General features: G+C 72.3%; 20 protein-coding genes. 10 read left to right on the forward strand and 10 right to left on the reverse strand.

The annotated features are described in order from the left end of the window. The first annotated feature begins 41 nt into the window (after nucleotides 1-41). Entirely contained in the window at nucleotides 42-842 is an 801-nt protein-coding gene (locus ACIPXC_RS12620) for an EI24 domain-containing protein (protein ID WP_401616229.1), read from the forward strand. A gap of 25 nt (nucleotides 843-867) precedes the next feature. Here ACIPXC_RS12620 and ACIPXC_RS12625 read toward each other — a convergent pair whose 3' ends face one another. Continuing rightward, nucleotides 868-1,770 carry an NAD(P)-dependent oxidoreductase gene (locus ACIPXC_RS12625; RefSeq protein ID WP_401616231.1) on the reverse strand — a complete coding sequence of 301 codons (903 nt, stop codon included), beginning with the start codon at nucleotides 1,768-1,770 and terminating at the stop codon, nucleotides 868-870. 102 nt (nucleotides 1,771-1,872) lie between these two features. Here ACIPXC_RS12625 and ACIPXC_RS12630 point away from each other — a divergent pair, with 102 nt between their 5' ends. From ACIPXC_RS12630 to ACIPXC_RS12640, 3 genes are all read left to right on the forward strand, one after another. After that, nucleotides 1,873-2,202 carry a winged helix-turn-helix transcriptional regulator gene (locus ACIPXC_RS12630; RefSeq protein WP_401616233.1) on the forward strand — a complete coding sequence of 110 codons (330 nt, stop codon included), beginning with the start codon at nucleotides 1,873-1,875 and terminating at the stop codon, nucleotides 2,200-2,202. Nucleotides 2,203-2,402: 200 nt separating this feature from the next. Further along, the gene (locus tag ACIPXC_RS12635) at nucleotides 2,403-4,085 is read left to right on the forward strand and encodes a hypothetical protein (protein WP_401616234.1); all 1,683 of its coding nucleotides are present in this window, start codon (nucleotides 2,403-2,405) and stop codon (nucleotides 4,083-4,085) included. Nucleotides 4,086-4,098: 13 nt separating this feature from the next. Then, nucleotides 4,099-5,685, forward strand: a complete 1,587-nt coding sequence (locus ACIPXC_RS12640; RefSeq protein ID WP_401616236.1) for a DUF2142 domain-containing protein — start codon at nucleotides 4,099-4,101, stop codon at nucleotides 5,683-5,685. Between the two features lie 39 nt (nucleotides 5,686-5,724). Here ACIPXC_RS12640 and ACIPXC_RS12645 read toward each other — a convergent pair whose 3' ends face one another. Beyond that, nucleotides 5,725-6,441 carry a carbon-nitrogen hydrolase family protein gene (locus ACIPXC_RS12645; RefSeq protein WP_401616238.1) on the reverse strand — a complete coding sequence of 239 codons (717 nt, stop codon included), beginning with the start codon at nucleotides 6,439-6,441 and terminating at the stop codon, nucleotides 5,725-5,727. Nucleotides 6,442-6,511: 70 nt separating this feature from the next. Here ACIPXC_RS12645 and ACIPXC_RS12650 point away from each other — a divergent pair, with 70 nt between their 5' ends. Continuing rightward, nucleotides 6,512-6,835 carry a putative quinol monooxygenase gene (locus ACIPXC_RS12650; RefSeq protein ID WP_183065230.1) on the forward strand — a complete coding sequence of 108 codons (324 nt, stop codon included), beginning with the start codon at nucleotides 6,512-6,514 and terminating at the stop codon, nucleotides 6,833-6,835. Nucleotides 6,836-6,861: 26 nt separating this feature from the next. Here the strand turns inward: ACIPXC_RS12650 and ACIPXC_RS12655 are convergent, their stop codons facing one another. Continuing rightward, nucleotides 6,862-7,437, reverse strand: coding sequence for a TetR/AcrR family transcriptional regulator (locus ACIPXC_RS12655; RefSeq protein WP_401616440.1), 576 nt, complete (start codon nucleotides 7,435-7,437; stop codon nucleotides 6,862-6,864). A gap of 178 nt (nucleotides 7,438-7,615) precedes the next feature. Here ACIPXC_RS12655 and ACIPXC_RS12660 point away from each other — a divergent pair, with 178 nt between their 5' ends. Continuing rightward, the gene (locus ACIPXC_RS12660; RefSeq protein ID WP_401616240.1) at nucleotides 7,616-10,069 is read left to right on the forward strand and encodes a glycoside hydrolase family 3 protein; all 2,454 of its coding nucleotides are present in this window, start codon (nucleotides 7,616-7,618) and stop codon (nucleotides 10,067-10,069) included. Nucleotides 10,070-10,201: 132 nt separating this feature from the next. On the opposite strand, the gene ACIPXC_RS12665 is transcribed toward ACIPXC_RS12660, so the two are convergent. Next, a complete protein-coding gene (locus tag ACIPXC_RS12665; RefSeq protein ID WP_401616242.1) occupies nucleotides 10,202-11,098 on the reverse strand; it encodes an SGNH/GDSL hydrolase family protein in 897 nt (298 codons plus the stop codon). A gap of 250 nt (nucleotides 11,099-11,348) precedes the next feature. Here ACIPXC_RS12665 and ACIPXC_RS12670 point away from each other — a divergent pair, with 250 nt between their 5' ends. Continuing rightward, nucleotides 11,349-11,843, forward strand: coding sequence for a DUF3145 domain-containing protein (locus ACIPXC_RS12670; RefSeq protein WP_046775012.1), 495 nt, complete (start codon nucleotides 11,349-11,351; stop codon nucleotides 11,841-11,843). Between the two features lie 76 nt (nucleotides 11,844-11,919). Here ACIPXC_RS12670 and fabF read toward each other — a convergent pair whose 3' ends face one another. The 5 genes from fabF to ACIPXC_RS12695 form a co-directional block, all read right to left on the reverse strand. Next, on the reverse strand, nucleotides 11,920-13,185 hold the full coding sequence (gene fabF, locus ACIPXC_RS12675) for a beta-ketoacyl-ACP synthase II (protein ID WP_401616243.1): 1,266 nt from the start codon (nucleotides 13,183-13,185) through the stop codon (nucleotides 11,920-11,922). A gap of 79 nt (nucleotides 13,186-13,264) precedes the next feature. Beyond that, entirely contained in the window at nucleotides 13,265-13,513 is a 249-nt protein-coding gene (locus ACIPXC_RS12680; RefSeq protein ID WP_030657054.1) for an acyl carrier protein, read from the reverse strand. Nucleotides 13,514-13,569: 56 nt separating this feature from the next. Further along, the gene (locus ACIPXC_RS12685; protein WP_183065226.1) at nucleotides 13,570-14,574 is read right to left on the reverse strand and encodes a ketoacyl-ACP synthase III; all 1,005 of its coding nucleotides are present in this window, start codon (nucleotides 14,572-14,574) and stop codon (nucleotides 13,570-13,572) included. A 19-nt stretch (nucleotides 14,575-14,593) separates the two neighbouring features. Beyond that, nucleotides 14,594-15,511, reverse strand: a complete 918-nt coding sequence (locus ACIPXC_RS12690) for an ACP S-malonyltransferase (RefSeq protein ID WP_046775015.1) — start codon at nucleotides 15,509-15,511, stop codon at nucleotides 14,594-14,596. A gap of 89 nt (nucleotides 15,512-15,600) precedes the next feature. After that, nucleotides 15,601-16,818 (reverse strand): PucR family transcriptional regulator, encoded by a 1,218-nt coding sequence (locus ACIPXC_RS12695; RefSeq protein WP_401616245.1) that lies wholly within the window; start codon nucleotides 16,816-16,818, stop codon nucleotides 15,601-15,603. Between the two features lie 92 nt (nucleotides 16,819-16,910). Here ACIPXC_RS12695 and ACIPXC_RS12700 point away from each other — a divergent pair, with 92 nt between their 5' ends. Next, on the forward strand, nucleotides 16,911-17,567 hold the full coding sequence (locus ACIPXC_RS12700) for a pirin family protein (RefSeq protein WP_401616247.1): 657 nt from the start codon (nucleotides 16,911-16,913) through the stop codon (nucleotides 17,565-17,567). Here ACIPXC_RS12700 and ACIPXC_RS12705 read toward each other — a convergent pair. After that, on the reverse strand, nucleotides 17,564-18,382 hold the full coding sequence (locus ACIPXC_RS12705; RefSeq protein ID WP_401616442.1) for a serine hydrolase domain-containing protein: 819 nt from the start codon (nucleotides 18,380-18,382) through the stop codon (nucleotides 17,564-17,566). The two genes, ACIPXC_RS12700 and ACIPXC_RS12705, sit on opposite strands and share 4 nt — an antisense overlap. A gap of 78 nt (nucleotides 18,383-18,460) precedes the next feature. On the opposite strand from ACIPXC_RS12705, the gene ACIPXC_RS12710 reads away from it, so the two are divergent. Beyond that, entirely contained in the window at nucleotides 18,461-18,865 is a 405-nt protein-coding gene (locus ACIPXC_RS12710) for a MerR family transcriptional regulator (protein WP_401616249.1), read from the forward strand. Beyond that, complete coding sequence (locus ACIPXC_RS12715; RefSeq protein ID WP_401616250.1) at nucleotides 18,862-19,884, forward strand: aldo/keto reductase; 1,023 nt, start codon at nucleotides 18,862-18,864, stop codon at nucleotides 19,882-19,884. The genes ACIPXC_RS12710 and ACIPXC_RS12715 overlap by 4 nt, the downstream gene beginning before the upstream one ends. The last annotated feature ends 78 nt before the right edge of the window (nucleotides 19,885-19,962 follow it).

Consider the following 19,962-nt stretch of genomic DNA (forward strand, 5'->3'; position numbering starts at 1 on the left):
GCACCCCGATCGGGGTGCGGCCTTCGCCGTAGACTGACGCCATGCACGATCTTGCGGGGGGCTTCCGGTACCTGCTGGCCGGACAGCGATGGGTGTTGCGACACGGTCGGTGGCTGGGCTTCGGCCTGTTGCCCGGGCTCGTCTCGCTCGCCCTCTACGCCGGCGCCCTCATCGGGCTCGGCTACGGCGCCGACGACCTGACCGCCTGGGTGACCCCGTTCGCCGACGACTGGTCCGCCCCCTGGCTCGGCCTCTTCCGCGGCTTCCTCACCGCCCTGTTCTTCGGCCTCGGGCTCTTCCTCGCGGTGATCACCTTCACCGCCGTGACCCTGCTGATCGGTCAGCCCTTCTACGAGTCCCTCTCGGAGCAGGTCGACCGCAGCGAGGGCGGCGAGGTCCCGCAGTCCGGTCTCCCGCTGTGGCGGGAGCTGTGGATCTCCGCCCGGGACAGCGTCAAGGTGCTCGGACGGGTGGTGCTGTACGGCAGCGGGCTCTTCGTGCTCGGCTTCGTCCCGGTGATCGGCCAGACGGTCGTCCCGGTGCTGGGTTTCTGCGTCTCCGGCTACTTCCTGACCCAGGAGCTCACCTCCGTGGCCCTCCAGCGCCGCAAGGTGGAGCTGCCCGAACGGCTGGTGCTGCTGCGGTCACGGCGGCTGCTGGTGCTGGGCTTCGGAGTGCCGCTGGTACTGGCGTTCCTGGTGCCGCTCGTCGCGGTGTTCCTGATGCCCGGCGCGGTGGCGGGGGCCACGCTGATGGCGCGCGACCTGATGCGCACCGACGAAACCCCGGCCACCGAGGCCGCTCCCGCCGGCTTCGGACCGCCGCCGCCCGCGTTCTCGTAGGCCGCTCCCCCCAGGACTCAAGGACTCAAGGGGTGTCCTGCCGCTTCTTCAGCAGCAGGATGGCCCCCGCCGTGTCCTCCCCGCCGTGGGCGGCCGGGTCCTCGGCCAGCCGGCGGCGCATCAGATCCAGGTACGGGGAGATCAGCTCCGCGCTGACCTGCTGCTCCTCGGCGGTGCGCAGCAGGGTGCCGGTCGCCGCGACCTGCATGGCGAGGTGGGAGACCACTCCGCCGGTGAAGTCCCGCGAGGTGAGCCGCTCGGCGGCGTTGCCGACGAAGAAGCCCATCGCGCCGAGCCACTCGGACAGCAGCGGAGACAGGTCCTTCGGGGCGATGTCCTCGCCCTCGGTCAGCGCGTAGGCGTGCGAGATGCCGGCGAACAGCCCGTACATCGCGCTGAGCAGGGCCACGTCGTGCAGGGCGGCGTGACCCGGGTCCTCCCCGACGAAGCGGGCACCGGCCGGGACCTCCAGCGTCGCGCGGTGGGTGTCGAAGAGGGCGCGCGAGCCGCTGTAGAAGACGTACCCGCCGGCCTCCGGGACGCCGATCATCGTGGGCGTGGCCATGATCCCGCCGTCCGTGTACCGGGCGCCGCGGGCCTCGGCCCAGGCAGCCCGGGCCCGGGCCTCGGCCGGGGTGCCGGTGGTGAGGTCGACGAGGTCCTTGCCGGTCAGGTCGATGCCGTCCAGGGCGGAACGCACGCTGGCGTCGTCCAGCAGGCAGGTCACGACCAGCTCGTTCGCCGCGACGGCCGCCGCGGCGCCCGGGGCGACGACGGCGCCCTCGGCGGCGAGTGGTGCGGCTTTGGAGGCGGTGCGGTTCCAGACGGTCAGGGAGTGCCCGGCGGCGAGCCAGGTGCGGGCGAGGGCGGTGCCCATGTCGCCGAGTCCGAGGAGGGTGAGCGATTTCCGGGATGTGGTGTCGGTCATGGCGTTTAGCCTGGTTGCAGGCAGTGCGGTGCTCAAGTACGCACTTCGGAGTGGGTGGTTACCCCGAGGTGAGCGAGCAGGTGGGGAGGATGCGCGGTGGCGGTGACACGGAGGCCCGGTGCGGACGAGTGCGGGATCGCCGCGGCGATGTCCGTGATCGACGGCAAATGGAAGGTGTCGCTCCTGTGGACGCTGGAGCAGCGCCCGCGCCGGTTCGGCGAGCTGCGCCGGCTCGTGCCCGGCGTCTCCGAGAAGGTGCTCGCCGCCCAGCTGCGCGAGCTCGAGACCGACGGCATCGTCCACCGCGAGGTGTACGACGAGGTCCCGCCGCGCGTCGAGTACTCCCTGACCGCGCTGGGCCAGGACCTGAACGCGGCCCTGGAGCCGTTGGGGGAGTGGGGTGCGAAGCACCTCCTCCCGGATCCGGCCTAGCCGGCCGGAGACCGGTTGCCCGCCCCCGGCAGCCCCCGGCGGGCCCGTAGTATGCATGGCAGCAAATGCCAAGGCTGTCTCTCACTGCCCTTGAGTCCGCCCTGGCCCGGAGCTTCGGCGGGGGGCCGGAGTCGCGCGGCGGCTTGCCGAGCCAGAGCGGCCACCGGGCCGAGGGACCGACCAGCAGTAGGGACACAGCAGTGACAGTCAGTACCGAGGGCACGGCGACCGTGCTGCCCCCGGGCGGACCGGCCGCGCCCGCCCGCCCGATACCGGCCACCCGCCGCGCGATCGGCTCACGCGGCACGCTCCTGCTCCTCGAAGCCGTCGTCGCCTTCGCCGCGGCGCTCGTGCTCCCGCTGCTGGCCCGCGGCTTCAAGCTGAACCCCCTGGACCGGATCGCGCAGGTCAGCGGCCTCGCCGCGATCCAGCTGCGGTTCGCGCTCATAGGCCTTGTCTTCATCGGCGCGGTGGCGCTGGCCGTACGGCTGCGCGGGGGCCGGCACTTCGACCTCACCACCCGGCTCGCCTCCGCCGCCCTGGCCGGCCTGGCCAGCGGCTTCGTCGCCGCCGGAGCGGTCGTCGCGCTCCACGGGACGCCCTGGCCGATGTTCGGCCTCAACGGCGACAGCGGCCGCATCGTCGAATGGGCCCAGGCCGTGGCCAACGGCCGCCCCTCGGGCTCGCCGGTCTACCCCCCGGCCCCCCTCCACACCCTTGGCTATTACGCCGAGTGGTTCCGCGGCGGCAACACCGCCTACGCCTTCAAGGACCTCCAGATCCTCGGCGCCGCGGCCTTCGGACCGCTGGTCTACCTGTGCTGGCGCATGCTCCTCGGCCCGGTCCGCGCCCTCGCCTTCGGCGTCGCCCCCGCCTTCGCGCTGATCGACGCGTACAAGCCGTACAGCCAGACCGTCCTCGTCGTGCTGGTCCCGGTCCTGGTGGCGATGGTGGTGTCGCTGAGCCGCAGCGGCACGCAGAACTGGCGGCCGCTGCTGCTCAAGGGCGCGGGGTTCGGCGGGCTGCTCGGCCTCATGTTCCTCACCTACTCGGGCTGGTTCCTGTGGAGCGCCGCGGGCGTGCTGTTCGCCGCGCTGCTGTACTTCCCGTGGCGGGACGGCCGGCTCGGCCGGATCAAGGGCGCGGCCTTCCTCGGCGCCTCCCTGGCGGCGTTCCTCGTGGTCGCCGGGCGCTACCTGATGGTCATGCTGACCGAGGGCCAGACCACCAAGGACTACAACTTCCGGTTCGACAACTTCACCGACCCGGCGTACTACCTCATGTGGCGCACCGACATGCCCGGCAAGGTCGGCGAGTGGCCGCTGCCCGGCGAGTACGGCGGGGTCGGGCTGTTCGCCCTGGTCACCTTCGTCGGCCTCGGCGCCGCGATCTGGCTGGGCATCCGCAAGCCGATGGTGGTCACCATCGCCGCCATGTTCATCAGCGCGTGGGTGATGCGCATGTACATCGCCTCGCACATGTACGAGACGCAGACCGTCCAGCTCTACACCCGCACGAACAACCAGCTGCTCTACTGCGGGCTGCTGCTGTGCGCGCTGGTCGTCCACCTGGTCTCGCTGCGGATGGCCGAGCGCCGGACGCAGCCCGCGGCGGACTCCGGACCGGCCGGGACCACGCCGGGCACCGGCTTCCCCGGCCGCGAGGGCGCGGTGATCGGAGCCCTGTGCGCCCTGCTGCTCCTCCTCGGCACGGTCTCCTCCTCGATGGCCGACCGCTACATGCCGGCCAAGGAGAACACGTACCGGATCCTGCCCTGGGTGTCGCACACCATCACGGAGCGGGACGGGAGCTGCCCGAAGTACGCGCCCGGCGGCACCTGCTCCAAGGACGGCGACCAGAGCTGGCTGGGCTTCATCCGATGACCCCGGGGGACCGATGACTTCCGCACTGACGCGACTCGCCGACTGGTCGGCCAGGACCCCCAAACGGCTCTGGCTGATCTCGTTCGCGCTGTTCTTCACGCTCACGGGTTCGTGGGCGGCCGCCAGCCCGCTCGGAAGCTCCCCCGACGAGCACGCCCACTTCATCCGTGCCGCCGCCGTCGCCCGTGGCCAGATCGGCGGCACCGAGGTGATGGTCCCGCACACGGTCGCGGGCATCGAGGGGCACTTCGCCGAGACCGGCGTGCAACTCCCCGAGTGGTACCGGAACCTGCCCACGGTCCATGAGTGCTACTCGTGGAAGGAGCAGCAGCCCGCGTCCTGCGCGCCCTCGCTCGGCAACTCCGAGAAGACCGCGCAGGCCACCACGGCGGCCGGCCGCTACCACCCGGGCTACTACCTGGTGACCGGCTGGCCGAGCCTGCTGGTCGACGGCCCCAAGGGGCTGTACCTCATGCGCTTCATGTCGGCGCTGCTCTGCTCGGCCCTGCTGGCGAGCGCGGTGGTCACGGCCGCCGAATGGCGGCGGCGCTCACTGGCGATGCTCGGGGTGTTCGCCGCGGCCACTCCGATGACGCTCTACATGTCCGGCATGGTCAACCCCAGCGGCGGCGAGATCGCCGCCGGAATCCTGGTGTGGACGGCCCTGCTGTCGGTCGTCCTGTCGCCCGACCCCGTGCTGCTCAACCGCAGACTGGCCCGGCTCGGCATCGGCGGCCTGGTGCTGATCAACATCCGGCCGCTCGGACTGATCTGGTTCGGCGGGGCGGTCGTCTTCTGCCTGCTGCTGACCCAGCGGCGCGGGCTGCTGGGACAGGTGCTGCGCCGCAAGGCCCTGTGGCTCTGGACGGCCCTGCTGGGCCTGGCGACGGCCGGTGCGCTGCTCTGGGCGGCGAAGCACCCCGACAACTCGAAGATCGACATCCCTGACTCGCTGACCACGGGCGTGGCCGCGAAGCGGACCCTCGGCAACACCGAGGTCTACATCAAGCAGATGCTCGGCTTCTTCGGCTGGCTCGACACCCCCGCCCCGGCCTTCATGTACCTGGTGTGGATGGCCGTGCTCGCCACCGTCGTCGTGCTGGCGCTCGTCCACGGCCGGGCCCGCGACGTCGTGGCCCTGCTGGGCATGCTGGTGGCCGTCGTGATGGTGCCGGTGGTCGCGCAGGCCTCGCAGGCGGAGCGGATCGGCATGGTGTGGCAGGGCCGCTACCTGCTGCCCTTCGCCGTCGGCCTGCCGCTGATGGCCGTGGCCGTCTGCGCCACGCGGGCCCCCGAGCGCGGCCTGCCCTGGCGGCGGCTGGTCGGCTTCTCCGTCGTCGCCCTCGTCCTGGCCGACGCGGCGGCCTTCTACTGGACGCTGCGCCGGTTCGCCGTCGGCACCGGGGGATCGTGGGTGGCGACCTCCGCGCACTGGGCCCCGCCCGGCGGGTGGGTCTTCTGGAGCTGCCTGTACGCGGTGGCGGCCTGCGCCGTCGTGCTGCCCGCCCTGCTCCCGGACCGCAGGGACGAGGCCGGGCGGCTCCCGGCCCCGGGCAGCTCCCGTACGGGCAGCCACTCGCGGGTCCCCGAGCCCGTCTGACGCACCCGTCCGGCTCCGCCCGTCCCGTCCGAGGCCCCGTCAGAGGGCGGGGCCGATCTCGGCGGTCACCACCGACGGGGTGCGGTCGTCGGCCTCGGCGAGCAGCGCGCCGCCCGGGGCCCACACGGCCGAGCGGCCGCAGCCGGTCCACGGGCCCGCCGGGCCGACGTGGTTGGCGAGGACGACGTACAGGCCGTGCCTTTCCGCGATGCCCGGGTACACGGTGGCGCGCTCGTGGATCCCGTCGCCGGTTCCGTACAGGGAGCCGGCCAGGTGGACCCGGCAGCCGGCGGCCGCGCCCCGGCCGGGCAGTTCGGGGAAGTGGTTGTCGTAGCAGACGCCCAGTGAGAAGCGGACCCCGAGGAGCTCGAAGCACCCGTCGCCCGTGCCGGGCTCGAAGAGGTCCTGCTCGTGCCGGAACAGGTGCTGCTTGCGGTACGTCGTCAGGTGCGTGCCGTCCGCGCCGTGGACCACTGTCGCGATGGCGGGCCGTGGCCCGTCGCCGGGCAGGGCCACGTTGACCGCGGTGGCGATTCCGGCGGCGCGCAGCGGGTCCAGCCGGGGGTCGTCCGCTCCGGTCCACAGCCCGGGGTCTGCGGCGAGCGCGTCGATTTCGTAGCCGGTGAGCGTCAGCTCGGGGAACACCACCAGCGCCGCGCCCTGCTCACGGGCCGTCAGGGCGAGGGCGGCGGCCCGGGCGGCGTTCGCGCGGACATCGGCGGGGACGCACGTCATCTGTGCGGCGGCGATCTTCACCGGCTCAGGATGCCAACCCGTCCGCGGCCTCCTGCAGCAGGGTCAGCAGGGCCCTGCATAAAATGCCTGTGTGATCTTCATTGTGGTGAAATTCCCCGTCAAGCCCGAATACGTCGACGCATGGCCCGACAAGGTCGCGCCGTTCACCCGAGCCACCCGCGCCGAACCGGGGAACCTCTGGTTCGAGTGGTCGCGCAGCCTGGAGGAGCCGGACACCTACGTGCTGGTCGAGGCCTTCCAGGACGACGCCGCCGAAGCGCACGTCACCTCCGAGCACTTCCGAGCCGCGCTGGAGACCATGCGGCCGATGGTGACCCGTACGCCCGAGATTGTCAGCACCACCATCGAGGGTGCGACCGGCTGGAGCCGGATGGGCGAGCTCCAGGTCGACTAGAACGACGCCTGCGGCGCCCGCGCCGGCTATGCCTCCGGGCCCCGCAGCAGGGCCAGGAAGGCGCGGAAGGCGGCGGGCATGTCCACGGTCTCCGGGTCCAGCAGCCACTGGTACTGGAGGCCGTCCATGACCGCCGTCAGCAGCGGCGCCGCCTGTTCCGGGGTGAGGCCCGAGGGCAGGCGGTCGCCGAACTCGGCGCGCAGCACCGCCGCCATCTCCGCGCGGACCTGGGTGTAGCGCTCGGTGAAGAACTCCCGGGCCGGGTGCCCGTCCGTGACGCTCTCGCCCAGCAGTGCCGAGAAGGTCTGCACGATGCCCGGACGCATCGCGTTGTAGTCCACCAGCGAGGCCAGCAGGTCCAGTCGCCAGGTGTCCGCCGCCGCGCGCGAGCCGCCGCCGGTGTCCCACCGGTCGCGCTCCTCCAGCACCGCGACGAGCAGCGCCTCCTTGGTGGGGAAGTAGTGCAGCAGCCCCTGCTGGGTCAGGCCCACGCGCTCCGCGACCGTGCCCAGGGACGCCCCCCGGTAGCCGCGTTCCGCGATCACCTCGACGGCCGCGCGGACGATCTCCCCGCGGCGCTCCTCGCTCCTCGCCCTGGCCATCGCCATGGCACTCCTTCCGTCCACTCCCGCCCGCAGGACCGTAGAAGGACGGTACGGCATTCGAATATCACGAAAGAATAACAAACCCTACCGTTCAACAGGCAACGGGTTCACGATGGGGGCACCCGCACCGCGCCGCACCGCGCAACCGCACCGCTCTCGACGAGGAGGCTCGGCCGTGACCGATGCCGATCAGGTCCGCGATCAGATCCGGGAAGACGCCGTGGAGGCGGCGCTCGACAAGCTCGACCTCGACACCAAGGCCCTGCTCCTGGCCGGCCAGGACATGTGGTCCCTGCCCGCGCTCCCCGCCATCGGGCTGCGCTCCCTGGTCATGTCCGACGGCCCCGTCGGGGTGCGCGGCGTGCGCTGGACCGCCGACGACCCGTCCGTCGCCCTGCCCTCCCCGACGTCCCTCGCAGCCACCTGGGACCCGGATCTGGCCCGCCGCGCCGGCCGGCTCCTCGCCCAGGAGGCCCGCCGCAAGGGCGTCCACGTCCTGCTCGCGCCGACCGTCAACCTGCACCGCTCGCCGCTCGGCGGCCGGCACTTCGAGTGCTACTCCGAGGACCCGTACCTCACCGGCGCCATCGGCAGCGGCTACGTGAGCGGCGTCCAGGACGGCGGCGTCGGGACCACGGTCAAGCACTTCGTCGGCAACGACGCCGAGACCGACCGGTTCACCGTCGACAGCGTCATCGCCCCGCGCCCGCTGCGCGAGCTGTACCTGGCCCCCTTCGAAGCCATCGTCGAGAACGCCCACCCGTGGGGCATCATGACCGCCTACAACCAGGTCAACGGCACGACGATGACCGAACACCACCACCTGGTGAACGAGGTCCTGCGCGGCGAGTGGGGCTTCGACGGCTGCAACGTCTCCGACTGGACGGCCGCCCGCTCCACCGCCGGCGACATCCTGGGCGGACTGGACGTGGCCATGCCCGGCCCGACCACCGTCTACGGACCCGCCCTCGCCGAGGCCGTCCGCGCCGGGGAGGTCCCCGAGTCCGCCGTCGACGACGCCGTGCGCAACGTCCTGCGCCTCGCCGCCCGCGTCGGGGCCCTCGACGGCGCCCCCGCGGTTGTGGAGACCCCGCCCGCCCCGGTCGACGGCCAGGCGCTGGCCCGTGAGCTCGCCGCCCGCGGCTTCGTCCTCGTGCGCAACGAGGACGGCGCCCTGCCGCTGGACGCCTCCGCCGGCCGCACCGTCGCCCTCCTCGGGGCCGCCGCGCGCGACGCCCGGGTGCTCGGCGGCGGCAGCGCCACCGTCTTCCCCGAACGGATCGTCTCCCCGCTCGACGGCCTGGCCGCGGCCCTTGCGGACGGGACCCTCACCTACGCCGTCGGCGCCGATCCCTCCGAGGAGCCCACCCCCGCGGACAAGGGCTTCGAGCTCGTCGCCGTGTGCCGCGACGCCTCCGGCGCGGTCCTCGGCCAGGGCGCCCTGCCCACCGGCCAGGTGCAGTGGATCGGCGACGACCTGCCCGCGGGCGCCACCTACGAGACCATGGCGAGCATCGAGGTCCGCGGTACGTTCGTACCGCGCGAGAGCGGCGAGCACGCCTTCGGCACCCGCGGACTCGGCGCCTTCTCCCTCTCCGTCGACGGACGTCCGCTGTGGAGCGGCGTCCAGGAGATGGGCGACGAGGCCGACCCCTTCGAGGCCTTCTTCGGGGCGCCCAGCGTCCGGGGCGGCGTCACCCTCACCGCGGGCGAGCCCGTCGAGGTGTCGCTGACCTACCGGGTCCCCGACACGAGCGGGCTCCCGATGCGGGCCGTCATGTTCTCGCTGCTCCACCTCGGTCCGCGGCGCGACCCCGACGAGCTGATCGCCGAGGCGGTCGCGGCCGCCCGCGCCGCCGACACCGCCGTCGTGGTCGTCGCCACCACCGAGCGCGTGGAGTCCGAGGGCTTCGACCGGAGCGACCTCGCCCTTCCGGGCCGCCAGGACGACCTGGTGCGTGCGGTGGCCGCCGTCAACCCGAACACCGTGGTCGTCGTCAACGCCGGATCCCCGGTGGAGCTCCCGTGGCGCGAGGACGTCGCCGCCGTGCTGCTGACCTGGTTCCCCGGGCAGGAGGGCGGGGCCGCGCTGGCCGACGTACTCCTCGGGGAGGAGGAGCCGGGCGGGCGGCTGCCCACCACCTGGCCCGCGCGGTTCGCGGACGCGCCCGTCACCGGGGTCGTGCCCACCGACGGGCGCCTGGAGTACGGCGAGGGCCTCTTCATCGGCTACCGGGCCTACGAGAAGCACGGTGTCGTCCCCGCCTACCCCTTCGGGCACGGCCTCGGCTACACCGACTGGACGTACGAGTCCCTGGAGGCCACGGCCGACGCCGTGCGGGTCCGCCTCACCAACACCGGCACCCGGCCGGGCAGCGAGGTCGTCCAGGTCTACCTGGCGCCCCTGGAGGACACCGTGGAGCGGCCGGCGAGCTGGCTGGCGGCCTTCGCGAGCGTCACCGCGGGTCCCGGCGAGAGCGTCGAGACCGAGATCCCGCTGCCCGCCCGGGCCTTCGAGATCTGGGACGAGGAGGCCGGTGCCCGGCGGCGGATCGGCGGCTCCTACGAGGTCCGCGCGAGCCACGCGCACGGCGACACCCGGCTGACCGCCACGCTCGACATCGCGTGACACACCGTATGGCCGGAAACCACCCCTGAAAGCCGGTCCGGGGGCGGGACCTGACACCCGCCCCCGGACCTTCCGCCTCCGGGCCCTTCGCCTCCGGGCCTTCCGCCTCCGGGCCCTCCGCGCGCTGCGGCGTCAACGCGGCGGTTCGGCGGCCGTCACCTGGCGGTGCGCCAGTTCCGCCAGCCGCGCCTGCCCGTCCTTGCCCGGGTGGAACCAGTCCCAGCGGCTCAACTGCTCCGCCGCGAAGGGGTACCGGAAGACCGCGCCGCCGTCGTAGCGGCACAGCGCGTCCTTCCCGCAGACCTCGCGCAGCACCTCGTTGTACTCGACCACCCGCGCCCGCACCTGTTCGCGCCGGGCGGTGGCCCCCGTGGCCAGCGACAGCGGATCGGCGAGCATCGACTGGCAGATGCCCAGCTTCCAGACCTGCCGCACCATCGGCAGGTCCTTGCCCTGCTCCCACAGCCGCTGCAGGTCGGGCACGCTGGAGACGTACACCTGGGAGGTCGGGGAGGCGGCCCGCAGCCGGGCCAGGGCCTGCTCGAAACCGGACCGGAACTCCGCCACCGGGGTCATCGACGAAGCGGTGGGCCGGCAGGCGTCGTTCGAGCCCACCATCACCGTGACCAGGTCGGGCTTGTGCGCGGCGGCCGCCGTCAGCTGGCCCGGCAGGTCCGCCATCCGCGAGCCCGTCACCGCGTAGTTCCAGCTGCGCTCGGGCACCGCGGCGTCCCCGAGCAGCCGGGCGGCGAGGGAGCGGACGGAGGGGTCGTTGCCCGTGGCCCAGGAGACCTCGGGGCAGTCCGCGAGGACCGAACAGGCGTCGAAACCGCGGGTGATGGAGTCACCGGCGGCCGCGATCGAGGTGGGCGCCGTGTTCCAGCGCGGCGCCGACTGTGACCCGCGCTCGCCCGGGCCGGCCTGCCCGCCCGACTGACACCCGGTCAGGGTCCCGGTCAGCAGCGCGACCACCGCGCCCGCGCCCGCGAGAGCACGGCGCGCCCGGCGCCGGGCGGGGGTGGTGCGCATGGGAAGGACCCCTCCTTGTCGACCCCGCGTCGTCCGGGGGGTCCTGCTGAGTGAAAGCTCCGTGTTTACCGGCGCTGGAGTGACCGTACGTCACACCTGGACCCCTGGCGCACGGTAACTTTTTCCCGTGGCGTTTCGGCCGCAGGTCCCGTAGCGCAATGTCAAATAATTTCCGTTACATTACATCACGTCACAAACTGTCTGTTTTCTGGAGTTTTATTCCCGACCTCGTCCACCACTGGAGGTCCCGGTGACGACACGTGGAGTTCTGTACGTGCATTCCGCACCGCGCGCGCTCTGCCCGCACGTGGAATGGGCCGTAGCGGGCGTGCTCGGGGTGCGGGTGAACCTCGACTGGATCAGGCAGCCCGCCTCCCCGGGCACCTGGAGAGCCGAGTTCTCCTGGCAGGCCGAGGCGGGCACCGCCTCGAAGCTCGCCTCCGCCCTGCGCGGCTGGCACCTGCTGCGCTTCGAGGTGACCGCGGAGCCCTGCCCGACCGCCGAGGGGGAGCGCTACAGCTCCACGCCGGAGCTGGGCATCTTCCACGCCGTCACCGGTCTGCACGGCGACATCCTGATCCCGGAGGACCGGCTGCGCGCCGCGCTGGCCCGCTCCGTGCGCGGCGAGACCGACCTGGAGGCGGAGATCTCCAAACTGCTCGGCAAACCCTGGGACGACGAACTGGAGCCCTTCCGCTACGCGGGCGAAGGCGCACCCGTCCGCTGGCTCCACCAGGTCGTCTGAGCCGGGAGGCGTTCCGTACATGTGAAGGGGCCCCGCACGGCGACTGCCGTGCGGGGCCCCTTCACATGGAACCGGTTCAGACGCTGCGGAACGCCAGGGTGACGTTGTGGCCGCCGAAGCCGAAGGAGTTGTTGATCGCGGAGATCGGGCCGTCGGCCGGCAGCTTGCGCGGCTCGCCCACGACGATGTCCGCGTCGATGTCGTCGTCGAGCGCGTCGACGTTGATCGTCGGCGGGGCCACGCGGTGGTACAGCGCCAGCACGGTCGCGACGGTCTCGATGCCGCCCGCGCCGCCCAGCAGGTGACCGGTCATCGACTTGGTCGCGGAGATCGCGATGTGGTCGAGGTCGTCGCCCAGGACCTTGCGCAGGGCCTTGATCTCGGCCGTGTCACCCTGCGGGGTGGACGTGGCGTGCGCGTTGACGTGGACCAGCTCGGCCGGGTCGAGACCCGTGTTGTCGAGCAGGTTCTGCACCGCGGCCGCGACACCGCGGCCGGTCGGCTCGGGCTGCGCGATGTGGTGGCTGTCCGCGGACAGACCCTGGCCCAGCACCTCGCAGTAGACCCGGGCGCCGCGCCCCGCGGCGTGCTCGGCGGACTCCAGGACGACGACGCCCGCGCCCTCGCCCAGGACGAAGCCGTCACGGGCCTTGTCGTACGGACGGGAGGCCGTCTGCGGGCTCTCGTTGTTCTTCGACATCGCCATCATGTTGGCGAAGGCGGCGATCGGCAGCGGGTGGATCGCCGCCTCGGTGCCGCCCGCGACGACCACGTCGGCGCGGCCGGTACGGATCATCTCGACGGCGTAACCGATGGCCTCGGCGCCGGACGCGCAGGCGCTGACCGGGGTGTGCACACCCGCCTGGGCGTTGACCTCAAGGCCTACGTTGGCCGACGGGCCGTTCGGCATGAGCATGGGGACGGTGTGCGGGGAGACCCGGCGCACACCCTTTTCCTTCAGTACGTCGTACTGGTCGAGCAGAGTGGTGACACCACCGATACCGGAGGCGATCACGGTGCCCAGGCGGTCGGGCGCGATGGACTCGTCCTCGCCCGCCGGGGCGGTGTAACCGGCGTCGGCCCACGCCTCGCGGGCCGCGATGACGGCGAACTGCGCCGAGCGGTCCAGCTTGCGGGCCAGCGGCCGGGGCAGGACCTCACTCGGGTCCACGGCGACCGGGGCGGCGATCCGTACCGGGAGTTCGGCGAAGCGCTCGCCCTCCAGGGGCTTGACGCCGGAACGGCCGGCGAGCAGACCTTCCCAGGTCGAAGCGCTGTCGCCACCCAGCGGAGTGGTTGCGCCGATACCGGTGACGACCACGGTGCGATTGGTCGGGCTCACAGGAATTCTTTCTCCACGTCTCAGAGGGTGCTGAATTGTCACGGCGCCACCGCCAGGTGGCGACAAACGCTCGTCAGGCTCAGGCCTGGTGCTTCAGGATGTAGTCCGCGGCGTCGCCGACCGTCTTGAGGTTCTTGACGTCCTCGTCCGGGATCTTGACGTCGAAGCGCTCTTCGGCGGCGACGACGACCTCGACCATGGACAGGGAGTCGACGTCCAGGTCGTCGGTGAAGGACTTGTCGATCTCGACGTCCTCGACCGGGATGCCCGCGATCTCGTTGACGATCTCGGCGAGGCCCTCGACGATCTCCTGCTGCGTGGCGGCCATGTGGCGCTCCTTCTCTGGGTAACTGGGTAAGGCAGACCGGGATGCGGATCCCGGCCCTAGGGGAGGGTAACGACCGTCGCGGCGTAGACGAGCCCCGCCCCGAAGCCGATGACGAGCGCGGTGTCGCCGCTCTTCGCCGCTCCGGTCGCCAGGAGCCGCTCCATGGCGAGCGGGATCGAGGCGGCCGAGGTGTTGCCGGTGGTCTCCACGTCACGGGCGACCGTGACGTGCTCCGGCAGCTTCAGAGTCTTCACCATCGAATCGATGATCCGCATGTTCGCCTGGTGCGGGATGAAGACGTCCAGGTCGTCCGCGGTGATCCCGGCGGCGTCGAGCGCCTGCTGGGCCACCTTGGCCATCTCGAAGACGGCCCAGCGGAAGACCGCCTGACCCTCCTGCGTGATGGCCGGGAACTTCTCTCCGGCGTCCTTGCCGAGGTACTCGTCCCACGGCACGGTCTGCTTGATCGTGTCGGACTTGTCGCCCTCCGAACCCCACACCGTGGGGCCGATGGCCGGCTCGTCCGAGGGACCGACGACGACGGCGCCGGCGCCGTCGCCGAACAGGAAGGCCGTCGCGCGGTCCTCCAGGTCGGTGAGGTCCGAGAGCCGCTCCACGCCGATGACGAGGACGTACTCCGCGGAACCCTCCACCACCATGCCCTTGGCGAGGGTCAGGCCGTAGCCGAAACCGGCACACCCCGCGGAGATGTCGAAGGCGGCGGGCTTGACCGCGCCGATCCGGTGCGCGATCTCGGTCGCGACGGCCGGGGTCTGCTTGAAGTGCGAGACCGTCGAGACGATCACCGCACCGATCCGCTCGGGGGCGACACCGGCGTCGGCCAGCGCCTTGCCCGAGGCCTCCACCGACATCGCGGCGACGGTCTCCTGGGGCGAGGCCCAGTGCCGGGTCGCGATGCCGGAGCGGGAACGGATCCACTCGTCGGACGAGTCGATGGTCTCGAGGATGACCTCGTTGGGCACCACGCGGGTCGGGCGGTAGCCGCCGACACCGAGGATGCGGGCGTAGGGGGAGCCCTTGGCCGGCTTGATCTTGGACATGCTGTGTGGGCTCCTTCTCTCAGGCCGTCAGTTCGGCGACCAGCGCCGCGGCCTTCTCGAGATCGTCCGGGGTCTTCAGCGCCACGCTCGGTACGCCCTTCAGCGCGCGCTTGGCCAGACCCGTCAGGGTGCCACCGGGGGACAGCTCGATGATCCCCGTGACGCCCAGCTCGGCGAACGTCTCCATGCACAGGTCCCAGCGGACCGGGTTCGCGACCTGGCCGACCAGGCGGGCGACGACGTCGGCGCCCGTGGCGACGACGAGGCCGTCCTTGTTCGAGACGTACTTCAGGGCCGGGTCGGCCGGGGAGAGGGCCTCGGCGGCCTTCTCCAGCTCGGCGACCGCGGGGGCCATGTGGTGGGTGTGGAAGGCGCCCGCGACCTTGAGGGGAACGACCTTCATGGAACCCTCGGGCTTGTCGGCCTGCAGGGCTTCGATCTGCTCCATCGTGCCGGCGGCCACGATCTGGCCCGCGCCGTTGATGTTGGCCGGGGTCAGGCCGAGCTTCTCGAGGTGTGCGACCACGACGGCGGGTTCCCCGCCGAGCACCGCGGCCATGCCCGTCTCGGTGACGGCGGCGGCCTCCGCCATGCCCAGCCCGCGGGTCCGGACGAACGACAGGGCGTCCTTCTCGGGCAGTACGCCGGCGATGGCAGCGGCGGTGATCTCACCGACGCTGTGGCCCGCGACGGCCCCGAAGGCCGAGGTGGAGCCCAGCGCGGAGGCGGACAGCAGACCGGCGGCCACCAGCAGGGGCTGGGCCACCGCGGTGTCGCGGATCTCCTCTGCGTCGGCCGTCGTGCCGTAGCGGGCGAGGTCCAGCTTGATGGCGTCCGACCACTCGGCGACGCGGTCGGCGGCACCGGGGAGGTCGAGCCAGGGGGTCAAGAAGCCGGGCGTCTGAGCGCCTTGGCCGGGAGCGACGAGTACGAGCACCCTCACACTCTCTCTTGTGGATGGTCCCTGCCGCCCGTGGGGACAGGGACCAAGAACCGTCGGGGTAATTGTTGATGTCCCACAAAATGTCAGGACTGGGTGTCACCGTCGGCCAGACGCCCCAGAATCAGGGCGATCCGCAGGGTGAACGCCGATCGGACATCGGACGGCGACCATCCGGTGACGTCGGTCACACGTCGCAGCCGGTAGCGCACCGTATTGGGGTGTACGAACAGCATCCGAGCAGCCCCTTCGAGACTGCTCGCCTGCTCCAGGTAGACGCTCAACGTCTCCAGTAGTGCCGACCCCGCCTCCTCCAGCGGTCTGTAGATCTCCTCCACCAGCTGTTCCCTGGCTGCCGGATCGGAGGCGATCGCGCGTTCCGGCAGGAGATCATCCGCCAGGACCGGCCGCGGAGCGTCCTGCCACGCCGTACAGGCCTTCAGTCCGGCCGCGGCGGCCTGCGCCGACTTCGTCGCGTTCAGCAGGTCGGCCACCACCGGGCCGGCCACCACCGGACCCGCCGCGAACGGCCCGATCAGGGACTTCGCCACCTGCAGCGGGTTGTCGCTGCCGCCCGCGATCACGACCAGACGGTCCCCGAGCACCCCGGTGAGGACCTGCAGCTTGTGGTGGCGGGCCGCGCGCCGGATCGCCTCGACCGTCAGCTCGCTGTCGCCCTCGGGCGCGGTGCCCAGCACCACGCACACGTGCTCCGGGGAGTTCCAGCCCAGCGCCGCCGCCCGCGACAGCGCGCCCTCGTCGGCCTCGCCCGACAGCACCGCGTTGACGACCAGGGACTCCAGCCGGGCGTCCCACGCCCCGCGCGCCTCGGCGGCCTGCGCGTACACCTGGGCGGTCGCGAAGGCGATCTCCCGCGCGTACACCAGGAGCGCCTCACGCAGGATCGACTCGTCACCGGGGGCCGCGACCTCCTCGATCGCGGTCTCCATGACCTCGATCGTGGTGCGCACCATCTCGACGGTCTGGCGCAGGGTGATCGCCCGGGTCAGCTCGCGCGGAGCCGTACCGAAGACATCGGTGGAGATCGCCTGAGGGGTCTCCGGATGCCGGAACCACTCGGTGAACGCGGCGATACCGGCCTGCGCGACCAGGCCGATCCACGAGCGGTTCTCGGGTGGCATCGCCCGGTACCACGGCAGGGTCTCGTCCATGCGCGCGATCGCGTTGGCGGCGAGCCGGCCGGAGGACTTCTCCAGACGGCGCAGCGTCGCGGAGTGCGGGTGCGCGGGAGCGGGATGCGCGGAGTGTGTGGCGGGGGAATGCTCACGTTCGGGTTGAGGCACGGGACAAGACTGCCTTATCGGGAGGGCTGCGCCGAGTCCGGTCCCGTGTCCGGGCCCGGCCCCGTCCCGCGGCTGGGGCTACCGTGGCCCTCATGATTGATGTACGCCGCGGCGCCGACCGGTACGAGGGAGGGGACCCGGCCGCCGGGATCACCACCCGGCACGCCTTCTCCTTCGGGTCCTTCTACGACCCGGACAACCTGCGCTTCGGTCCCGTCCTGGCCTGCAACGAGGAGACCCTCGCGGCCGGCGCGGGCTTCGACGAGCACCCGCACAGCCACACCGAGATCGTCACCTGGGTGATCGACGGCGAGCTCACCCACCAGGACAGCACCGGGGCGAAGAGCCTCGTCCGGCCGGGGGACGTACAGCGGCTCAGCGCCGGATCCGGGGCACGCCACGTCGAGCGCAACGACGGCGACCGGCCGCTGCGCTTCGTGCAGATGTGGCTCTCGCCGCTCGCCGCGGGCGGCGACCCCTCCTACGAGGTGCTGCGCGGCCTCCCCGACGGCACGCCCTACGAGCTCGGCGCGGCCGGGGCCGCCCTGCACGTGCGGCGCCCGGGCGCCGGTGAGCGGGTCGCCGTACCGGCCGCCGAGCGGGTGTACCTGCACGTCGTACGCGGGGACCTGCGCCTGGACGGGGCGGAGCTGGGTCCCGGGGACTCGGCGCGGATCACCGCCGAGAAGGGACTGGAGATCGTCGCCGGGTCCCCGGGGGAACTGCTGATCTGGGAACTGCCCGCCTAAGCGGAGCGCAGTTCGGTCAGGACCGCGTCGGTGAACGGGGTCCAGGCCTCGACCGCCCACGGGCCGAAGGGCCGGTCCGTCAGCGCCACGCACGCGGCGCGCGCGTCAGGGTCCACCCACAGGAAGGTGCCGGCCTGGCCGAAGTGGCCGAAGGCGCGCGGGGAGGAGGTCAGGCCCGTCCAGTGCGGGGACTTGCCGTCGCGGATCTCCATGCCGAGGCCCCAGTCGTTGGGGGACTGGCTCCCGTACCCCGGCAGGACGCCCTTGAGTCCGGGGTGCACGACGGAGGTGGCCTCGGCGACCGTCCGGACGTCGAGCAGCCGGGGCGCCTGCAGTTCGGCGGCGAAGCGCAGCAGGTCGGAGACGGTGGAGACGCCGTCCTTGGCGGGCGACCCGTCCAGGGTGGTCGACGCCATGCCCAGCGGCTCGAAGACGGCCTGGTGCACGTACTCCGCGAAGGGGATGCCGGTGGCCTTGGCGATGTGGTCGCCGAGCTCCTCGAAGCCGGCGTTCGAGTACAGCCGGCGGGTGCCGGGTGCGGCCATCGCGCGGTGCTCGTCGAAGGCCAGGCCGCTGGTGTGCGCGAGCAGGTGACGGACCGTCGACCCCTCGGGCCCGGCCGGTTCGTCCAGCTCGATCGCCCCTTCCTCGTACGCCACGAGGGCGGCGTACGAGGCGAGCGGCTTGGTGACCGACGCCAGTGCGAAGCGGTGGTCGACGGGCCCGTGCGACCCGGCGAGGCTCCCGTCGGCGCGTACGACGGCCGCCGCGGCGGTGTCCACGGGCCAGGTCTCGATGATCCGCAGGCTGTCCATGCCGCTCACGGCCTCCTTGCTGTCCATGCGGCCGAGCCTACTTGCTTGGAGTGCACTCAAGGGTTCTAGCGTGGGGCCATGAGCCAGAGCGAGAGCCTGACGCAGACGTGGTACACGATCAGCGAGGTGGAGGCCCGGACCGGTCTGAGCCAGCACACCCTGCGCTGGTACGAGCGGATCGGCCTGATGCCGCACGTGGACCGCTCGCACTCGGGCCGGCGCCGTTTCACCGACAAGGACCTCGACTGGCTGCGCTTCGTGGGCAAGCTGCGTGCCACGGGGATGTCGGTGGCGGACATGGTCCGCTACGCCGAACTGGTCCGCGAGGGCGAGCACACCGTCGAGGAACGCCGTGACCTGCTGGAACGGACGCGTGGCGAGGTGCGGGCGCGGATGGCGGAGCTGACGGACGCGCTGGCCGTGCTGGATTACAAGATCGACATGTACGCGATGAAGACGGTCTCGGGGAAGGAACGGCAATGACGGAGTACGCACACACCCTGGAGCGGGCCGAACTCGGCAAGGGCGGCCCGGTGGTCGGCATCCAGGGCCTGGGCTGCATGGGCATCAGCGAGTTCTACGGGGACACCGACGAGGCGGCCGCGCGGGAGACCCTGGAGGCGGCGCTGGACGCGGGGGTCACCCTCTTCGACACGGCGGACGTCTACGGCCGGGGCCGCAACGAGGAGTTCCTGGCCCCGTTCGTGGCCGCGCACCGCGACGACATCACCCTGGCGACGAAGTTCGCCATAGAGCGCACCGACGACCCCGCCTTCCGGGGCGTCCGCAACGACCGCGCGTACGTCCGCGCCGCCGTCGAGGGCAGCCTGCGCCGGCTCGGTGTGGACGTCATCGACCTCTACTACATGCACCGGCGCGACCCGGCAGTGCCGCTCGCCGAGTCGGTGGGCGCCATGGCGGAGCTGGTGCAGGAGGGCAAGGTGCGTCACCTGGGGCTGAGCGAGGTCACCGGTGCGGAGCTGCGCGAGGCGCACTCCGTGCACCCGATCGCGGCGCTGCAGTCGGAGTGGTCGCTGTTCAGCCGGGACGTGGAGCGCAGCGCGGTGCCCACGGCGGCGGAGCTGGGCGTGGCCTTCGTGCCGTACTCCCCGCTCGGCCGGGGCTTCCTGACCGGGGCCTTCGCGGACGCGTCGGCCGAGCTGTCGCGGGAGGACTTCCGGCGCCACCAGCCGCGGTTCACCGGTGAGAACGCGAAGGCCAACGCGGCGCTGCTGGCCCCGCTCCGGGAGATCGCGGCGGAGCTGGGCGCGAGCCCCGCGCAGATCGCCCTCGCCTGGGTGCACCGGCGGGCGGCGGTGCACGGCCTGACCGTGGTCCCGATCCCCGGCACCCGCCGGACGGAGCGACTGCGCGAGAACGTCGCGGCGGCCCGGATCGCGCTCACGCCGGCGCAGCTGGCGCTGCTGGAGCCGATCGCGGCGCAGGTCGCCGGGGACCGCTACCTTGACATGACCTTCACCTCGGCCGCCCGCGAGGGGTAGCCGCGGTCGGCCTCAGGGGTGCCGGGTACGCAGCACGGCGAGGCGACGGCGGCGGCCACCATGACCTTCGAGGCACGC

The organism is Streptomyces sp. NPDC090021 (assembly GCF_044748225.1).
Taxonomy (GTDB): Bacteria; Actinomycetota; Actinomycetes; order Streptomycetales; family Streptomycetaceae; genus Streptomyces.